12 protein-coding genes and 1 tRNA gene are annotated in these 20,298 nt (G+C 39.2%); 4 read left to right on the top strand and 9 right to left on the bottom strand.

Annotation, left to right across the window (positions count from 1 at the left end; genetic code table 11):
• The 5 genes from cheA to flhD all read right to left on the bottom strand — a co-directional run bounded on the left by cheA (window position 1) and on the right by flhD (window position 5,005).
• The gene (cheA, locus tag PSF27_RS01920) at window positions 1–2,055 is read right to left on the bottom strand and encodes a chemotaxis protein CheA (RefSeq protein ID WP_272680775.1); all 2,055 of its coding nucleotides are present in this window, start codon (window positions 2,053–2,055) and stop codon (window positions 1–3) included.
• Between the two features lie 98 nt (window positions 2,056–2,153).
• Complete coding sequence (motB, locus tag PSF27_RS01915; protein ID WP_241016823.1) at window positions 2,154–3,077, bottom strand: flagellar motor protein MotB; 924 nt, start codon at window positions 3,075–3,077, stop codon at window positions 2,154–2,156.
• A 7-nt stretch (window positions 3,078–3,084) separates the two neighbouring features.
• The gene (gene motA / locus PSF27_RS01910; protein ID WP_206083831.1) at window positions 3,085–3,972 is read right to left on the bottom strand and encodes a flagellar motor stator protein MotA; all 888 of its coding nucleotides are present in this window, start codon (window positions 3,970–3,972) and stop codon (window positions 3,085–3,087) included.
• Between the two features lie 95 nt (window positions 3,973–4,067).
• Window positions 4,068–4,658: a flagellar transcriptional regulator FlhC gene (gene flhC / locus PSF27_RS01905; RefSeq protein WP_206083830.1), complete on the bottom strand. Its 591-nt coding sequence runs from the start codon at window positions 4,656–4,658 to the stop codon at window positions 4,068–4,070.
• Window positions 4,655–5,005 (bottom strand): flagellar transcriptional regulator FlhD, encoded by a 351-nt coding sequence (gene flhD / locus PSF27_RS01900; protein WP_206083829.1) that lies wholly within the window; start codon window positions 5,003–5,005, stop codon window positions 4,655–4,657. The genes flhC and flhD overlap by 4 nt, the downstream gene beginning before the upstream one ends.
• A gap of 1,629 nt (window positions 5,006–6,634) precedes the next feature.
• On the opposite strand from flhD, the gene PSF27_RS01895 reads away from it, so the two are divergent.
• Window positions 6,635–7,075 carry a hypothetical protein gene (locus PSF27_RS01895; protein ID WP_206083828.1) on the top strand — a complete coding sequence of 147 codons (441 nt, stop codon included), beginning with the start codon at window positions 6,635–6,637 and terminating at the stop codon, window positions 7,073–7,075.
• 438 nt (window positions 7,076–7,513) lie between these two features.
• On the opposite strand, the gene PSF27_RS01890 is transcribed toward PSF27_RS01895, so the two are convergent.
• Window positions 7,514–7,589: transfer RNA gene (locus tag PSF27_RS01890), tRNA-Lys, on the bottom strand.
• A 255-nt stretch (window positions 7,590–7,844) separates the two neighbouring features.
• Here PSF27_RS01890 and cycA point away from each other — a divergent pair.
• Window positions 7,845–9,245, top strand: coding sequence for a D-serine/D-alanine/glycine transporter (gene cycA, locus PSF27_RS01885; protein WP_206086742.1), 1,401 nt, complete (start codon window positions 7,845–7,847; stop codon window positions 9,243–9,245).
• A gap of 91 nt (window positions 9,246–9,336) precedes the next feature.
• Here the strand turns inward: cycA and putP are convergent, their stop codons facing one another.
• Window positions 9,337–10,821 carry a sodium/proline symporter PutP gene (putP, locus tag PSF27_RS01880; RefSeq protein WP_206086741.1) on the bottom strand — a complete coding sequence of 495 codons (1,485 nt, stop codon included), beginning with the start codon at window positions 10,819–10,821 and terminating at the stop codon, window positions 9,337–9,339.
• 498 nt (window positions 10,822–11,319) lie between these two features.
• Here putP and putA point away from each other — a divergent pair, with 498 nt between their 5' ends.
• Entirely contained in the window at window positions 11,320–15,303 is a 3,984-nt protein-coding gene (gene putA, locus PSF27_RS01875) for a trifunctional transcriptional regulator/proline dehydrogenase/L-glutamate gamma-semialdehyde dehydrogenase (protein WP_272680774.1), read from the top strand.
• A 207-nt stretch (window positions 15,304–15,510) separates the two neighbouring features.
• Here putA and fliZ read toward each other — a convergent pair whose 3' ends face one another.
• The gene (gene fliZ, locus PSF27_RS01870; protein ID WP_206086740.1) at window positions 15,511–16,026 is read right to left on the bottom strand and encodes a flagella biosynthesis regulatory protein FliZ; all 516 of its coding nucleotides are present in this window, start codon (window positions 16,024–16,026) and stop codon (window positions 15,511–15,513) included.
• Between the two features lie 1,024 nt (window positions 16,027–17,050).
• On the opposite strand from fliZ, the gene PSF27_RS01865 reads away from it, so the two are divergent.
• Entirely contained in the window at window positions 17,051–17,359 is a 309-nt protein-coding gene (locus tag PSF27_RS01865) for a DUF5339 domain-containing protein (protein WP_102139566.1), read from the top strand.
• A gap of 116 nt (window positions 17,360–17,475) precedes the next feature.
• Here the strand turns inward: PSF27_RS01865 and mgtA are convergent, their stop codons facing one another.
• Window positions 17,476–20,178: a magnesium-translocating P-type ATPase gene (gene mgtA, locus PSF27_RS01860; RefSeq protein WP_272680773.1), complete on the bottom strand. Its 2,703-nt coding sequence runs from the start codon at window positions 20,176–20,178 to the stop codon at window positions 17,476–17,478.
• Window positions 20,179–20,298 lie beyond the last annotated feature (120 nt).

Here is a 20,298-nt window from a genome sequence, read left to right as displayed (position 1 = left end):
TTAGTGCACGACAGGTTGGGAAACCTGATGTTTCTTTTTGATCAAAATGCTGTTATTCATTTTTTGCAGCTCAGCCACATCTAAAATCAATGCAACAGAACCGTCGCCCATAATCGTTGCAGCAGAAATACCTGGAATTTTTCGGTAGTTACTTTCGATATTTTTCACCACGACTTGTTGCTGTCCGACCAATTTGTCCACAAGCAATGCAAAACGGTGCCCCGCATTTTGAATAATAAGCACAATGCTGTTATCCAAATTGCGCTCCGCTTCTTCAATAGAAAAGACATGGTGTAGCTCGACCAATGGCAGATATTCACCGCGAACTAAAAGCATTTTTTCTTCACCCGCAAGGCGGTAAATATCTTCTTGTCGTGGTTGTAAAGTGCTGATGATGGCGCTTAAAGGCACGATAAAAACATCTTCTGCCACTTTTACTGACATTCCATCAAGAATGGCAAGGGTTAAAGGAAGTAAAATTCGAATGATAGTTCCTTTGCCTTCGGTGAAACCGATTTGGATACGGCCGCCCATATCTTGAATGTTCCTTTTCACCACATCCATCCCCACACCGCGACCCGATACATCAGTCACCACTTCTGCAGTGGAGAAGCCTGGTGCCATAATAAGCATCGCCACTTCATCGTTACTCATGCCATCATGCACATTCATCCCTTGAGAACGGGCTTTAGCCAAAATACGCTCACGGTTTAGACCTGCCCCGTCATCACGCACCTCAATACAAATATTGCCGCTTTGATGTGCAGCTGCGAGAGTCAATGTCCCCGCTTCTGGTTTTCCATTTGCCACACGGACATCTGGTTTTTCAATACCATGGTCTAAGCTATTACGGACAAGGTGATTTAGCGGGTCGACAATGCGCTCTATCAGGCTCTTATCAAGTTCAGTCGAACTACCTTCCACTTTTAATTCAATTTTCTTACCTAATTTAGAGGCAATATCACGCACCATGCGTGGGAAACGACTGAAAACATAGTCCATTGGCATCATACGAATAGACATGACGGACTCTTGCAGGGCTCGCGAGTTACGCTCCAATTGAACAATAGAGCTCAGTAAATCACTGTATTCATTTTGATCAACGTGTTGGCTGTGCTGTGTCAGCATGGATTGGATAATTACTAACTCACCGACCAGGTTGATAAGTTGATCGACTTTTTCCACGGCAACACGAATACTGCTGGAGTCCCCTTTCGGTTTTGTTACTGCTGTTTTTTTCGAAGGGCTCGAAACCACGGTAGGGTTAACGACTTCTTTTGGAAGCACAATTTCCGCATCTTGAACGGCTTCAGGTTCACTTTTTCTTTCTGCTTGTGGCATAAAAGCTTGGCAATCAGCAAACGTGATAGCGTCTTGTGCAATTTGTGATTCATCCACCACAAAACACAGTACCCCACAAATATCCTCAATATCGGTATTTGTGCCTAACCATACTTGGAGGCTATCGGTCGATTTTTCCGTATGATATACATGACCAAACAGTTCGAGCTCGTCGGCAAGTAAATCGACTTCGGTTTCTTTAAGTCCACTTAATGTGATTTTAAAGTAATGCGAAAATTCCCCTTTAGCGTCAATTTGTTGAATTTCTGACGTCACTTCTTCTACTTGTACAATGTCTTCAATAATAGACTCTGCCTCAATGACCTCTTCGGCATGGTTCTCAACACGACTAAGCACTTCACAAATTCGTCTAAATGACTCTTCATCGGGTAAAGAATCATTTTTGTAAGCATCGAGCTGCGAGGCCATAACATCTTTGGTATCCAAAAATACATCTATGATGTCAGGAGTGAGGGCCAACTCATCATGGCGTGCCTTATCGAGCAGGTTTTCCAGTGTGTGCGTGGTGTTTTGCAACTGAGTGAAACCAAAGGTTGCAGCACCTCCTTTTATTGAGTGCGCACTACGGAAAATGGCATTTAGCTGCTCGCTATCCGGGTCAAAAGGATCAAGCTCAAGTAAATGTTGTTCCATATCCCTGAGCAACTCGTCGGCTTCATCGAAAAATGTTTGATAAAACTCAGTAATATCCATGGTTTTTATCCAGTTTCGCTTAGGTTTCACTTAACGCTGACTGCCGGAAAATCTGGCAGGCAATAAAAAATCACAATGTATCTCTTCACAAACACAGTCTATTCATCGGCTTTTTTCTGTGTTTTCGCCGTCACCACAGTCTCAGTAGCTATCTTCGTAGCTGGTTTACCCAATACGTCAGAAATCGGTTTTGCTCCGTCGTATTCACGTAAAATTTGTTTCGTTTCCTCATCATTGAGAACAATGATGCTGATCCGTCGGTTAATTGGTGCAAGACCGTTGTTTTTATCTAAATGAATCGCTGATGCCATACCAACCACTCGTAAAACCTTGCTCTCATCCATTCCCCCACGGATTAACTCACGTCGCGAAGCATTTGCTCTGTCTGATGAAAGTTCCCAGTTGCTGTAATTCGCCCCGTTGGCATAAGATAAATCATCGGTATGGCCTGAAATGCTGATTCGGTTAGGTACATCATTTAGCAAAGGGGCAATGGCGCGTAAAATATCGCGCATGTAAGGTTCCACTATCGCAGAACCTACTTGAAACATCGGGCGGTTTTCACTATCGACAATTTGAATGCGCAGACCGTCATTAATCATGTCGATCAGTAAATGCGGTTTTAACTCATTTAGACGTGGGTCTTTTAAAATAGCCTGCTCAAGGGCTTCCTTAAGCTTTTCAAACCGATAACTGGCATTACCGTCAATAATATTATTCGGTTCAGGCATCACATCGCCCTCACGAAAAATGGGGTCTTTGCCGCCTCCCGGAATAGGGTTGGTCGCATCTCCACTTTTGGTACCAGGGTTAATTGCAGTACTAAGCGGAGTTCGAAAATATTCTGCAATTTGCGTGAGTTCTTGAGGACTTGAAATCGAAATCAGCCACATCACCAAAAAGAATGCCATCATCGCCGTCATAAAATCGGCATAAGCGATTTTCCACGAACCACCGTGGCCACCTTGATGATGAGAATTGCGTTTTTTGACTCGAATTACATGAGGGGTATTGGCTGCCATCCTAGTGTTACTCCTCGGTGGTTTCTTGTGAGCGAGCACCCACTTTTACTTCGCGAACTCTATCTTCAAGTTCAACGAATGACGGCCTATCAGCACTAAATAACACTTTACGACCAAACTCTACGGCAATTTGCGGCGCATACCCTTGTAATGCAGATAAGAATGTCACTTTGATACATTCCATCATTTTGAGCTGTTCGCTGCTGCGTAATCTAATCAGTGCTGCCAAGGGTAAAATAAATCCGTAAGCGACTAAAATACCTAAGAATGTTCCAACCATCGCATGGGCAATCAATGCGCCAAGTTCACCTGCTGGCCTATCAGCAGATCCCAACGCATTCACGACACCTAATACCGCCGCCACAATACCAAAAGCAGGCATGGAGTCACCGACCATATTTAGGCCAGATGCAGGAACTTCATTTTCTTGGCGGAATGTTTCGAGTTCTTCATCCATTAAGGCTTCAATTTCATGACTTTGTAAGTTACTGCTTACCATCAAACGCAAATAATCCACAATAAACATCATGGTGGATGCATCTTTGAGAATGCGAGGATATTGAGAAAAAATTTCGCTTTCTTGAGGATTTTCAATATCTTTTTCTAAGGCAAGTAACCCTTGTTGGCGAGATTTATTGAGCAATTGAAATAACAATGCCATCAAGTCCATTGACATCGTTTTATTGTAGGAAGAACGGCGGAATAGTTTCGGTAATACTTTACATAGGGCGATAATGGATTTGCCACTGTTACCCACGACAAATGCACCTAAACCAGCACCTAATATAATAACAAATTCAGCGGGTTGATATAGCGCGCCTAAATGGCCACCAACCATGAGATAACCGCCAATAACCGCTATTGTAACAATGATATACCCGATGAGTATTAACACAATATTCCCTTTCACTCCGTTGGTTAACAGATGGCAGTCAAAGGGAATATTAGGAGTAACAGGCAAAAACTTGCCTGTTGACCAAATCAATCCAATTACATTACCGCTTTCGTAATGCCATCCTGTCGATATAGCGTAATATCGGCGAGATGCTCGGAAAGTTTACGTTTTTTTATTGCTCGTGATGGCGGCTGACACAAACTACAAGTAAAACTATTTTCTGGGATGTGCGCATAAGTGATAAACGAACCATGGCAGCAGCTGCATTTTGAACTTTGTAGCATGCCACTTTCAACAAAACGGACGAGGGTCCAAGCTCGTGTTAGTGCTAATAATGGCTCATCACCTGGCTCTGGAATACATTGTTCAAGATACAAACGGTAAGCTTTTAAGATGGCATCAACGCCTTGGCAATGTCCACTTTGCAGTAAAAATTGATAGGCGTTATAAAACATGGATGAATGAATATTCTGCTCCCATGTCATAAACCAATCTGTTGAGAACGGTAGCATACCTTTTGGTGGCGGGCAGCCTCGAAGTTCTTTGTATAATCGAACTAAACGGCCGCGGCTAATTTGGGTTTCACTTTCTAACATTTGAAGGCGAGCGCCTAAAGAGATTAATTCCATGGCTAAGCGAATATCGTTCGCTTCTTGGACAATACTTTTTTCAGCTGCGGTACTCATCTTTTTCTCGCTATATCAGTGTCGCCTTCATTATGCGTTTGCAATAATCGGGTCGAAAGGAGGATACCTGTATGAATTTGTTGTAATTCATCAACCCTTGAGTCGCGGGTCAACTTTTCAATTGTGTCGCTATTCTCAAATCTAAACTGACAGATTAGCTGGTTTGTTTCTGCCAATTTGACCAATTGAGGAAGCGTAAGGTCTGCTAAAGTAGTTGCCATTGCATCAGAGATACCTAAGCGGAACATCGCAGAAGCTTTCTCTTGGGAGATGAGTTTTTGGGCTAATAGCAAATATGAGAGGTTAATATCGTATATATGCTTCAGAAAATCTGTCGTCGAGCTCATTTTTTTTCCTTTCCGAATATTTATCAACATCTGTGTGCAAAAAGAACAAATATGAATTTGAAAGTTTTGTGTGCCTAAAATTGGTTATTAGTAAAATTAATTAAACTGGATAAATGTATTCCATTACTTCCCATGTTTTCCGTTAATCAATACCCAGTTTGGAGTATAAAAACACAAATCTTCAAACTTAAATTAAATACATTTCCTGAATACCTACAAACAATAAAGAGTGACTAAAAATTTAGCACTTTCAGTAAAAGTCAGAATTTGCCGATGTCATTATTAGTCGTCAATTATTATGCACCACTAAATTAACTATTCAAGGTACTTATGTTTCTTTTTATCTCATTGGGATAATTATCCATTGATTCATTAAATAATCTTTATTATTTCTTTATCTTGTCTTTCCCTATCTAAAATATCCGCAATATTTTAGATCACCCTAAGCCAAATGACAGGATTTTAATCAAAGCCTTCACTCTTTATGTGTGATTTGAAAGCAAAAAAAACCAATCACAACATCAAAATCAAAATATTGATCCAAATCAATCTTTGGTATTGAGAAACTCAAAAATCTAATATAGGTATTCCTCATTATCGACTATTTGGGAATAAAACTTAATCATTAATTTTCAATAAGTTTAATGATGGCAATAGGCGTTATTCAAAATTATTCAATCCAGTTCAAAGAGAAAAAAGATATTATTTTGTCATACATATTATCTCCATATATATATGTTACATTAGAATCATTAAACTATGGTTATAATATGCCCATATGATAATATTAATAAAATTAATAAACTTTATAAAGCCTGTCAGTAATGAAACAAATATTTAGCTTAAATATATGTGTTATGTATTATTGGCCGATTTATATTTTTAGTAATTTTCTTGTTATTATTTTTTTAACTAAACACTTTCAATCAATTTATTTTTGTTTTTTTTATTAAAATAACTAAAAAATTAATTTTTTTAATAAAATGATCAACCTACAGGTAACCAAACCCAAGAACGCATCACGAAAAATCAAAGTTTCAATTGAGAACATTCTGTTTCTTATCAATTTTCCTATTCGCTTTATCTCATTCAAAATAAGAATAAAACAGTGCTGACATCTTGTATTTTAATTTGTATTTTTACTTAATTTGTTTAGGGTTTTACATTGGCACGTTAATAACATAATAACATAACGTTATTATAACTTTTGATTACTATATACTTTTATTTTAACAAATCCAGCTTAACGCTAATTTAACTTAAGTAAATTTGCTTAGTTGATGAGCACATATAACTGAAATGAGTTGATTTTAGTTAAAATAATTCAGTTAGCTTTTCGAGTACAAATTCAACAAAATGAAGTATGTCTACTGGAGTAAAAAGATTATAAGAATTGCGACTTTGTTCACATTTAGTTTCTTTATTTCCAAATAGTTTCTAAATAAAACTATGTTGTTATAGGTACATTTGCGCCTACAAGATCACAAAATGAACATCTTGATATCATCGAGCTCAATAAGCCATCTTACTCACCTATAATCTCGCTTATTCTGCATACAGGTTTGACTGAAGCTCTCTTAGATTTACTTTATACTAACGGCTTTTAATACCAACTATAAAAGGAAAGGTATGTTTACTTATTTTGCCAATGTTGAATTTGTTGAAGAAGAAGGTGCATTTGAAATCAATTTTTATGATTTTCCAGGTATTCAAGGTGTCACTTTTTGCAAAGATGATGTTGAATTGGAAGCCGAAGAGGTTTTACTGGCAACATTATCTGAATTAATAACGTCAAGAAAAGCAATTCCACTACCGCAAGGACATACAGAAAATGCATTCCCAGTGTATTTGCCTATTTTAGTCTGCCTCAAAGTCGCGCTACATAATGCAATGTTAGACACTAAAACTTTACGTGTTGATTTAGCTAGAAAAATGAATATTAATGCGCAACAAATAGAACGCTTACTCGATGTTCACTACGCGTCAAAAATTGAGATGCTAGAACAGGCTTTATACCTATTAGGTTACGAAGCTAAAGTAACCGTGAAAAAAAGGTCGCAACAGGAATAGCATTACTTCCCTGTATTGCAACAGATTATTAATCTGATTATTTTTGATTAGGTGGGTTATTTTGCTAACTTATCTTTTTTATTACCTTATTGGCTGTTTTAACAGCCTATTTATTTTTTTTTGATCATTGCATTTTATCGATATTTATTCATTTCAGAAAAATACTGTTCAATCAATTTTCTTTTAATTTATTAGTTACACATTTATTTAACAAATAGCACTTTGATATACATTGCATATAATCAAGGCTCTCTTTGTGTTTTGATTATTCAACTTAGAGTCAGGTAAATCAGACTGGCTCAAAGCTTATCCAAGATGAATTTGAGTAAAAAATGGAAATTGTTTCGAAGGGAATAATAAATAGGCTTTTTTGCACCATAAAAAGCAATAAGCCACTGTTTAAAAGTGGCTTATTATACTGATAATACAGCTTAATTCTGGTGGGTTGTTGGGGGTTCGAACCCCAGACCGAGCGATTAAGAGTCGCCTACTCTGCCAACTGAGCTAACAACCCAGTGCAAAATATTTAACGCCTATCAATTGCTACAGTCAATATTATTCTGCTATTTTTATTGTGTAAGTTAATTTTTAGTATTGAATGTTAAATTAACGATAATGATAGATTGAATAAGCAGCACTTCGATTTCAACAAAGTAAGTTTTCCTTACTCTAATTGAGATTTATGTCACAATATTTCACGCAAACATAACCACACAAATAAAAAAATACTGTGGTCAATTATAACAAACTACTACGGACACTTTACAGTATGGAAGAAAATACAACTTCAAACCCAGCTCAGCACTCCGCTGATCGTAATCAGTTAAAACGAAGCCTTAGTAACCGCCATATTCAACTTATTGCAATTGGCGGCGCAATTGGAACGGGTCTATTCATGGGGTCAGGGAAAACCATCTCTCTTGCAGGGCCATCCATTATATTCGTATACATGATAATTGGCTTCGTGTTATTTTTTGTTATGCGAGCAATGGGTGAACTTCTACTCTCTAACCTTAACTATAAATCCTTCAGCGACTTTTCTGCTGACCTGATCGGGCCATGGGCAGGTTTTTTCGTCGGCTGGACATATTGGTTTTGTTGGGTGATCACTGGCATCGCAGATATTATTGCCATTACCTCCTATGTCAGTTTCTGGGTACCCGATTTTCCTGAATGGGTGACTTCATTTATTTGTGTCATCACCTTACTCACACTAAATTTAGTGTCCGTTAAGCTTTTTGGTGAGCTTGAGTTTTGGTTTGCGATGATAAAAATTGTCGCCATTATTGCCTTAATTGCAGTAGGCGGAACGCTTATCGCGATGAATTTCCAATCGCCTACAGGCCATACTGCATCATTGAGTAACATTTGGAATGATGGTGGAATGTTCCCTATGGGAATAAGTGGTTTCTTTGCAGGCTTCCAAATTGCGATATTTGCATTTGTTGGGATTGAATTAGTCGGTACCGCGGCCGCTGAAACGCGCGATCCTGAAAAATCGCTACCAAAAGCCATCAATGCAATCCCAATTCGTATCATTGCCTTCTATGTTTTATCACTTATTGTGATTATGGCCGTAACACCTTGGCGGACAATTTTGGCGGATAAAAGCCCATTTGTTGAAATGTTTGTGTTAATCAGTCTTCCTGCGGCGGCCAGCATCGTTAACTTTGTGGTGCTAACGTCAGCCGCTTCATCCGCAAACAGTGGAGTATTTTCCACCAGCCGTATGTTATTTGGTTTGTCTAAAGAAGGTGATGCACCGAAGAAATTTAGCCAGTTATCGAAAAAAGCCGTGCCTGCAACAGGGTTAATTTTCACCTGTATATGCCTCAGTTTTGGTATTGTGCTTATCTATTTTATTCCTGATATCATGCATGCGTTCACCTTAGTGACTACAGTATCCGCTATCTTATTCATGTTTATTTGGAGCATGATTTTATATAGTTACCTCAACTTTCGTCGTAAGCGGCCAGAAATGCATAAAGCCTCCCATTATAAAATGCCTGCGGGGATTATTATGTCTTGGGTTAGCTTAGCATTTTTTGCTTTTATGATTGTCTTACTCGCATTCCAACACGATACAAGGCAAGCCTTAATCGCGACACCTATCTGGTTTATTGTGCTGCTTATTGGCTATCAAATTGTGAAACGTCGCAAAACACATTAAACACCATTTCGCTATCCACCAATAAAAAAGGCCGAACATATTTAACAGTTCGGCCTTCTTAATCGTTCATCTAATCACAAGATAACAACTATTACTTTGCTTTATATTCCGCTTCCGCTTGTTCGAAGCGTTCTTGTGCTTCTGCACTTGGCGCTTTGGTGATTAAACTCACCACTACAATCGCGATGGTAGCAAAGATAAAACCAGGAATAATTTCATACAATGCAAACCATTTGTATTGCATCCAAACTAATACAGTTATAGCGCCCACCAACATACCCGCCAGAGCACCTGTGCGTGTCATACGCTTCCAAAGCACAGACATCAAAACAACGGGACCAAACGCAGCGCCAAACCCCGCCCATGCATTGCTCACTAACCCTAATACTTTGTTATTTGGATCACGGGCAATATAGATAGCAATAGCCGCAACTATCAGCACCATAAAACGCCCGACCCACACTAACTCTTTTTGGCTCGCTGTTTTACGAATAAATGGCTTGTAGAGATCTTCGGTCAATGCACTTGCGCACACTAATAATTGGCAACTTAAGGTACTCATTACCGCGGCTAAAATTGCAGAAAGTAACACTCCCGCTACCCATGGATTAAATAATATTGCTGCTAATTCCATGAAAATACGTTCATTATTCTGCGTTACAGCCCCTGCAACACTCGGGTTCATTTCGAAATAACCGATACCAAAGAAGCCAACGGCAATAGTACCGCCTAAACATAACACCATCCACGTCATGCTAATACGCCTTGCGGAGTGGATTGTTTGGTGTGAATCTGCCGCCATAAAGCGTGCTAAAATATGAGGTTGCCCAAAATAGCCTAAACCCCAGCCAAGTAAAGACAGAATTGCAATAAAATTCATTCCCTTGAACATATCAAGGTATTCAGGATTTTTCGCTTTTATCACTTCAATAGAGGTATCTATGCCACCCATAGATAAAATAACGACAACTGGTGTGAGGATCAGGGCAAAAATCATTAACGAAGCTTGGACTGTATCTGTCCAGCTCACAGCTAAAAAGCCGCCTAAGAATGTATAAGCAATAGTGGCTAATGCCCCTAACCACATCGCTTTTTCGTAGCTAATATGGAATGTACTTTCGAACAATAATCCACCTGCAACAACACCTGATGCACAATAAATGGTGAAGAAAACTAAGATAACAATGGCAGAAATAATCCGTAAGATTTTACTATTGTCCTCAAAACGGCTGGTAAAATAATCTGGTAGTGTCAAGGCATTATTATTTTTTTCTGTTTGCAAACGTAGGCGGCCTGCTACGAATAACCAGTTAAAATAAGCCCCTAGTGTTAACCCGATTGCAATCCAACTTTCAGAAATACCTGCGATAAAAATCGCGCCAGGTAACCCCATCAATAACCAACCGCTCATGTCTGATGCACCCGCTGATAATGCGGTCACCACACTGCCTAAACTTCGTCCTCCGAGAATATAATCATCAAAGTTTTTTGTTGAGCGATAGGCTAAATAGCCAATTAATAACATGCCAGTAATATATACGATGAACGTGACAATCATCGGAGTGCTTACAGTCATCTATATTCTCCATTGAGTAGCTTAGTAGTGTAGTTATCTTTATATGAATTGCCGTTGATAACTTGTAACTTCATGGTGTTGCACTTTATTGCACATCTTTAATTTATCTTCGTGAACACCAAATAGGTTGTGATTGTTTGTGTTGCACTAACTTAATATCTTAGTGACTCCATCCTAGTCAGACTCATATTAAATTAACAAGAAATTAACTATTTTTTATTCCATAAATAGAATCCATATCACAAATGTTAAAATTTTAAGCCAAATTTCAAAATAATTGATTAATTATTCCCTTAATAACGGCATGGCTATAACCATATGAAAAATATATAGAATAAATAACCATAACTTTCATTAATATGATTAATCACCAAAAAACCCGACATATTTCACATTTCCCTCAGAAATTTCACTTAACAATGTTGCACAAAGTTGCAACATTAAGATAATGTTGTGTAACTTTTCGATTATGACGACCTGTCAACTAGAGGAATTAAGATGAGTAGCACGACAACTATGGGTGTGAGACTTGATGAAGCAACTCGTGAACGCATTAAAAATGCCGCTCAACGACTGGATCGCACATCACACTGGCTTATCAAGCAAGCTATTTATAATTACCTAGAACAACTCGACAATAACCAAATCATTCCTGAGTTATCCGCCGGTATCGATGCAAAAGAAAATCAGACAGGAGAAGAAGACACCACAGTAGAATCTAATTATCAGCCATTTTTAGATTTTGCAGAGCATATTTTACCACAATCAGTAAAACGCTCTTCAATTACTTCCGCATATCGCATCCCAGAAACACAAGCTGTACCAATGTTATTGCAACAAGCACAACTGCCAACTGAGCAGGCAGAGGCAGCGCATAAACTGGCTTACTCCATTGCAGAAAAATTACGCAATCAAAAAAATGGTGTAGGTCGTTCAGGGTTAGTACAAGGGTTGTTGCAAGAGTTTTCACTTTCGTCCCAAGAAGGTGTAGCATTAATGTGTTTAGCCGAAGCCTTATTGCGCATCCCTGATAAAGCCACTCGCGATGCATTAATTCGTGACAAAATCAGTAACGGAAATTGGCAATCTCACCTAGGGCAAAGCAGCTCAATGTTTGTGAATGCTGCAACGTGGGGCTTATTATTTACAGGTAAGCTAGTTTCTACTCACAACGAAGCTAAATTGTCGACCTCATTAAACCGCATTATCAGTAAAAGTGGCGAGCCACTAGTACGTAAAGGCGTAGACATGGCGATGCGTTTGATGGGCGAGCAATTTGTTACAGGCGAAACCATTTCCCAAGCCTTAGCGAACGCACGTAAGTTAGAAGACAAAGGCTTTCGCTATTCCTATGATATGTTAGGAGAAGCTGCGTTAACAGAAAAAGACGCCCAAGATTACATGGTGTCATACCAACAAGCGATCCACGCTATCGGTAAAGCGTCAAATGGACGTGGTATTTATGAAGGCCCAGGTATTTCAATAAAACTATCAGCCCTGCACCCTCGCTATAGCCGTGCACAATATTCACGCGTTATGGATGAGCTATACCCACGCCTACTTTCTCTTGTATTACAAGCACATCAATATGACGTAGGGATTAATATTGATGCAGAAGAGGCTGATCGCTTAGAAATCTCATTAGATTTACTCGAAAAACTGTGTTTCGAGCCGCAACTTGCAGGCTGGAATGGAATTGGCTTTGTTATTCAAGCTTATCAAAAACGCTGTCCATTTGTGATTGATTACATTATCAATTTAGCAGAACGCAGCCAACGTCGTTTGATGATCCGTCTAGTTAAAGGTGCTTATTGGGATAGCGAAATTAAACGCGCACAAATTGATGGTTTAGAGGGTTATCCAGTCTATACCCGTAAGGTTTACACCGATGTTTCATACATTGCTTGTGCTCGCAAATTATTATCTGTACCAAATTTAATTTACCCACAATTCGCAACGCATAACGCACATACCCTCTCCGCTATCTACCAAATTGCAGGTAAAAATTACTACCCTGGCCAGTATGAGTTTCAATGTTTGCATGGGATGGGTGAACTACTGTATGAGCAAGTAGTCGGGAAAGTGGCAGATGGCAAACTTAATCGCCCATGCCGTATCTATGCCCCTGTTGGTACCCATGAAACGTTATTAGCTTATTTAGTTCGCCGCTTATTAGAAAATGGCGCAAATACTTCATTTGTTAATCGCATTGCTGATGCAACTATTCCGTTAGATGAATTAGTCGCAGATCCTGTGAAAGATGTACTTGAGCTATCTAAAACAGAAGGCCAAATCGGTTTACCCCACCCTAAAATCGCTCTCCCACGTGATTTATACGGGAATGAACGTGTTAACTCTATGGGCCTCGACCTGTCGAATGAGCACCGTTTAGCTTCTTTATCAAGCGCACTGCTCAGCGCTGCTATCCAGCCTAAACTAGCAGAGCCTTTATTGGGTGGCGAGTTCTCCACAAAAGATACGCTTCCAGAAGCTCAAGCAATCCTCAACCCTGCGTGCCATAAAGATATTGTCGGTCATGTTCGTGAAACGACAGAACAAGAAGCCGATCATGCGTTAAATATCGCCAATGACGCAGGCACAATTTGGTTTGCAACCCCACCATCAGAACGTGCCGCTATTTTATTACGCGCAGCCGATCTCATGGAACAGCAGTTGCAACCGCTACTCGATGTCTTAGTTCGTGAAGCGGGCAAAACCTATTCGAATGCCATCGCAGAAGTCCGTGAAGCGGTAGATTTCTTGAATTATTATGCGACACAAGTCAAAAATGACTTTGATAATAATACCCATCGTCCATTAGGACCTGTGGTATGTATCAGCCCTTGGAACTTCCCGCTTGCTATTTTCTCTGGGCAAATTGCTGCTGCACTCGCTGCGGGCAATACTGTACTAGCCAAGCCAGCAGAGCAAACACCACTTGTCGGTGCCATCGCCGTTTCAATTCTTCACCAAGCGGGTATTCCTCGTGATGTATTGCAATTTTTACCTGGTAAAGGAGAAACTATCGGAGCCCAGTTAGTCGGTGATAAACGCGTTCGTGGCGTCATGTTTACGGGTTCAACGGAAGTCGCGGGGTTATTACAGCGTAATATTGCTGGTCGCTTAGATACCCAAGGCCGCCCTACCCCGTTAATCGCAGAAACTGGCGGATTAAACGCCATGATTGTCGACTCCTCCGCATTAACAGAGCAAGTCGTCACAGATGTGGTTGCTTCTGCATTTGATAGTGCAGGCCAACGCTGCTCCGCATTACGTATACTTTGTGTTCAAGAAGATGTTGCCGATAGAACCATACGTATGTTGAAAGGCGCTATGGAAGAATGTCGCATGGGGAACCCAGAACACCTTTCCACCGATATCGGCCCAGTGATTGACCGTGAGGCGAAAGATAATATTGATCAACATATTCAACAAATGCGTAGCAAAGGAAAACCTATTTTCCAAGCGGCATTTGATCATTCCGATGATACAAAAGAACAACACGAAGGCACTTATGTTAAGCCAACATTAATTGAGTTGGAAAACATTAGCGAGCTGAAAAGAGAAATTTTTGGCCCTGTTCTTCATGTGGTTCGTTTCAAACGTGATGAACTTGATATGCTCGTTGATCAAATCAATGCAGCGGGTTACGGCTTAACTTTAGGTGTTCATACCCGTATTGATGAAACCATCAACCAAGTCGTCAGCAAAGCTAAAGTTGGCAACTTATATGTCAACCGAAATATGGTTGGCGCAGTGGTCGGCGTGCAACCATTTGGTGGCGAAGGGTTATCAGGTACTGGACCAAAAGCGGGCGGGCCGTTATATCTCTACCGTTTATTAAGTGAACGTCCAGAGAGTGCGGTGACGAATACGCTTGCACGTCAAGATGAACACTTACCAATGGATGCTAGTGCACGGGCCGAATTACTTGCACCTTTCGATGCCTTTACTGCATGGGTAGAAAAACAGCAGGCACCTGTTGATCAATCCGTTCTCGAACAATTTACGCGTTATACTCAAGCAGGGACTACTCGACTTTTACCTGGCCCTACGGGTGAAAAAAATACCTATACATTACGTCCTCGTGGCCTGGTTTTATGTATTAGTGACAATGAAAATGACTGCTTAATTCAACTTGCAGCGGTTCTAGCGGCAGGTTGCCAATCCCTTTGGCCTGATAGCGAAACTCACCAAAAACTATTTAAACTGCTTCCTGAGAAAGTCCGAAAAACCATCTCAATCACCAAGCAATGGCAGGGTTCTAAAGAGACAATTGAAGGTGTTATTTACCATGGGGATAGCGATCAGTTAAAAGAAGTTTGTGCAGTTATCGCTGAACGTAAAGGGCCAATTATCTCTGTTCAAGGTTTTGAGCGTGGCGATACAAACTTATTAATAGAACGACTTGTTCACGAACGTTCATTGAGTGTCAATACCGCTGCAGCGGGGGGGAATGCAAGCTTGATGACCATCGGTTAAATACAATAAGGCCTGATTTCATGAATAATTGAAGTCAGGCCTCTTCATTTTTCTTTTCAATGATTTTCATATAATTAATCTTCGTATTCTATTCAGATTTGATATTTATTTTGAACCGCCAAAAACGCAAAAGGTGCCCATAGGACACCAATTCATTAATGAATAGATATTGATTAACCACAAAGTAGGTTATCTACTCTATTCTTATTACTGCACTTTTTCTGATTCCCAGAATAAATATTGTTCATATTTACGTAATGCAATATTGTAATTACTAAATGCTGAGTCTGTCATTTTTTCGCTTAATTGTTCTTGAACTTTACTTGCAGTAAATTCTTTCATTGAAAAATTAGAAGAAGATAACAACTCATCTAAGCGGCGTAAGCGAACAACATACTCACGAACGGTACTGTGGCTCATCTCAGTCTGTAAGAATAAATACTGTTTAAATGACATAATATCAAAATAATCAGTATTGCTATTGCAGTAAATCTCACTACAAAAACGACAAAGTGCAGTAAATTTACCTTGCAGCTCTCCCCAAGTTCCTTCATCAACCAATTCGGTCATATCAGCGATAGCTTCTTTATTTAAGATGTCATCGTTGAAAACCAAAGAGATACGATCAAGAGTTTTGTGGCAATGTGCACAATGAGTTTGGCTGTGTTTAAAATCTTTGATGTAACGACTCAGAGGCCGTTTCTTTACAATAGAAGCAGACATAATGGTAAAGCCCTGTGTGTAAGTCTAAAAATAAAATTGTAACAAGATAAACCGAGTTACATACTTGTTATGCCCATAGCATTAATAGAATGTCTGCTATGTTGCATTTAAATACGGGTAAACCCGTATATTATTTTCTCACTTTTTCTTTAGGAGAATGATCCTCCTAAGAATGTAATGTAAGAAAAATTATTGCCCTTTATGAAAAATATTTTACCCCGTCTATCGCTCTTTGGCGAATTTCCAAGGTGAGTCAATTTTGGTACGAATTTGATTTAGCGTCAACCTAATTAACTTAAATTTTGTTAACTCTATACACATAGCGTTAACGAACCTTATAAAGGCAATTATTCATTAGACAGACCAAAGGCTCAGACTTTACCTGATTATCCTATCTTCGTACAAAGAAAATTTGATTTAAAAATCAATATTATAGCTATTCAAAGATTTAATTGATAAATATGTGAAGCTGCTCACCTTTTTCATCTATTATTGCATCTTAAATGTACAGATATTAATGCTTAAAATATCTCATAGTTTAGCGTTATTCAATTTCCGTAAACTTTTCATTACATTTTATAACTATTTTTAAACACTCAACCCTATATACAAAAATGTTATAAATAGCATTAAAAGTGTTATATGGGTTTTAATTGACTTTATTTCGTTCTATATCACACTTTCAGGGGCTTATTTTCTAATGAGAAATAACTTTACAGAAATTACCCATTTCAACTTAATGCCAGTCTTTACCCTTTTAGTTTTATCTTAATCGAGGGAGTATTACACTAATAATGAATGCACCCTTTTAAACAGCGGTTAATACTGTGATTTTTAATGAGTTCCCCATAAATAATATATAATCCAACTACCCATGCTTCATATTGCAATATTATTCACTAACATAGTTATTTTTATAATTACTAATTAAGATATTATTTTAGGATTAGTTACATTTGATATTAAAAACTTCTCTTATATACTTCATTTGCTATATAAATAAATAATTTTAATAAGGTTGATTATGAAAAAGTTAATTTTAGCTTGTGGTATGGGTTTATTGGCACTGACAATCACTGCTTGTTCAGAAGAAGAGAAAAAAGGTGAAGTTGCTGGTGCAACTGAAACTTGTAATGCTTACTTCGCTGAAGTTGATAGCTTAATTGCTAAAGCTTCAGAAAACCCACAAGCAAAAGCTCAGTTAGATGCGATGAAAGGTCAACTGGAAGAAGGTAAAAAACAAGTTGCCGCATTACCTAAAGATCAGCAAGATAAAGCTTGCCAACAAGGTATTGATGCAATGAAACAAATGAAAACGGCTTTAGGTCTGTAATCGCTTAGATTATTTCAGAGTACTGCAATTTTCCAAGAAAGGGCCCATTTGTGGCTCTTTTTTATGCAAAAAGGAGAACCTTCCTTGGTTCTTCTTTTTATTAATTTATCAATATGTTATAGCCATGTACCAAAGCGCTTGATATAAAATTGTTTCATCAATTGTGCGACAATACAGTAACTTACTAATGTTAACGCTAACCAAGGGAAATACTCAATTGGTAATGGTTGTAACCCAATCATGGTTCCAAATGATGAAAACGGGATATATAAGCCTAATGCCATAATTAACCCCGTTGTTAACATCACAGGTAGTGCCGCCGTGCTTTGAATAAAGGGTATTTTTTGTGTTCTTAACATATGAACAACCAAGGTTTGTGATAATAACCCTTCAACAAACCAACCTGATTGGAACAATGCTTCATGAGCCACACTATTTGCTTGGAATACATACCACATCAAAGCAAACGTGGTGATATCGAAGATAGAAGAGGTTGGCCCGATCCAAATCATAAAGCGACCAATGTTTTTCGCATCCCATTTACGAGGGCGTTTTAAGAACTCTTTATCCATTTTGTCCCAAGGTAATGCCAGTTGGGAAATATCGTACAGCAAATTTTGTACGAGCAAATGAATTGCTAACATGGGTAAGAACGGAATAAATGCACTAGCAATTAATACAGAGAACACATTCCCGAAGTTAGAGCTCGCTGTCATATTCAGGTATTTGATAATATTACCAAAAGTTTCCCGTCCTTTAATCACTCCCTGCTCTAATACCATCAAATCTTTTTCCAGTAAGATGATATCCGCTGATTCTTTTGCGATATCAGTACCCGTATCAACGGAAATTCCCACATCAGCATCACGAAGCGCTGGCGCATCATTAATTCCGTCCCCTAAAAAGCCGACAGTATGTCCATTTACCTGTAATCTTTTTAAAATTCGGGATTTTTGCAATGGCGTCAGCTTACAAAAGACAGAAACCTGCTCAACTTTTTGGCTCAACTCTTCATCAGACAACGCTTCAACTTCCAAACCCGTCATGATTTCACTGATATTTAGCCCAACATCATGGCAGATTTTTTCCGTAATGATGGCATTATCGCCAGTCAATACTTTGACGGTGACACCATTTTCACGCAACGCCGCGATTGCAGAAATCGCACTTTCTTTAGCAGGATCCAAGAAAGTTAAAATACCTTGGAGCTCAAGTTGCTGCTCCGCTTGAGCAGATAATGGCAGGCTAGCTTCATGTTCATTTAATGCTCGCGTCGCTAGCAACAGTACCCGAAATCCTTGTCGGTTGTAATCACTCACTAACTCTGTGACTCTTGCTCTCGCTTGCTCATCTAAAACCTGAGATTCACCATTTTGTTGATAACTTTGACAAACAGCGAGCATTTCCTCAGCAGCACCTTTACAGATAAGTAACGCATTTCCCTCTGGCGTCCTTACCGTTACCGATAATTTTCGTCGGATAAAATCGAATGGCAACTCATCAATTTTCTGGAATGCTTTTAATTGTTCAACCTCACTATTCCCTCTTCCACGGCGAATAATGGCCTGATCCATCATATTTTTAGCACCACTTTGATGAAAACTATTCAGCCACGCTAGTTGCAGAATTTTACTATTTTTCTCACCATGACTATCAAGGTAATGTTCTAAAATGATCCTATCTTGCGTTAACGTTCCCGTTTTATCTGTGCAAAGAACATCCATTGCGCCAAAGTTTTGGATAGCATTCAACCTTTTGACAATCACTTTGTGCTTAGACATTGCAATTGCCCCTTTCGCCAAGTTTGAACTGACGATCATTGGAAGCATTTCAGGGGTTAACCCTACAGCAACAGCTAAAGAAAACAGCGTTGCTTCGAACCAATCACCTTTTGTAAATCCATTAATCAATAAGACAATTGGAACCATAACTAGCATAAAACGGATCAATAGCCAGCTGACACTATTTACCCCCTTGTCAAAAGAGGTTTGTGCTCGACTACCAACGATTGATTTTGCTAGCGAGCCTAAATAGGTTTTCCCACCCGTTGCCACCACAATACCGCGAGCCGTTCCGCTGGTGACGTTAGTACCCATTAAGCAAATATTTGATATTTCAAGTAATTCATTTTCAGTGGGCGATACAGGATCAAGGTTTTTGGCGGAAACATCCCCTAATGTGTCATATTTCTCTACAGGGATAGATTCACCAGTTAAAATCGCTTGGCTAATAAATAAGTCTCTCGATTCAACGAGTTTTAAATCGGCGGGAACCATATCTCCAGCGGATAAAAGAACAATATCCCCAGGGACTAGGCATTTAATTGGAACTTCTTTACGAATTGAACGCCCTGTTTTATTGTCCCGACGAAACACCGTTGCGGTCGTTCTAACCAAAGATTTGAGCGCTTCAGCGGCTTTATTCGTCCGATATTCCTGCCAAAAACGCAATAAACCACTTAGCAGAACCATCGTAACAATAATGATAACACCCGTTAAATCTGTCTCTTCTCCTTGACGCTCAGGGATCAGATAGTCCGTGAAAAAGCTGACTAACGCCAACACAATCAGAACAAAAATAAATGGGTTTTTAAATGATGAAAGCAGCTGCTTCCAAGCAGGAGGGGCTTTTTCATGAGCAACCTCATTTTCACCCTCAGCCACTAAGCGATCCATCGCTTCATTGTCTGCTAGGCCTAATAAATTGGTTTGATACTCATTTAGCACTTGCTCAATATTTTTACTCGCTTGCTCGCCAACAATAAATTTTTGCCGTGCAGGCGCTTTAACGCTTTTGCGTTGGTGTCTTATTTCAGTCATAACGTTGTCTCTAATACAACACTTGTGTATTTTTACGCTATCCAACTGAAAATAAGGCTATTATATCAATTGGATAGCTCCAAGGTTCGTCTCCATGACGGAGGGTGATCGTCCATTTCG

Origin of the sequence: Providencia sp. PROV129 (genome assembly GCF_028482245.1) — a bacterium.
GTDB lineage: Bacteria > Pseudomonadota > Gammaproteobacteria > Enterobacterales > Enterobacteriaceae > Providencia > Providencia vermicola.
This window is presented reverse-complemented; position numbering and strand designations above follow the sequence as displayed.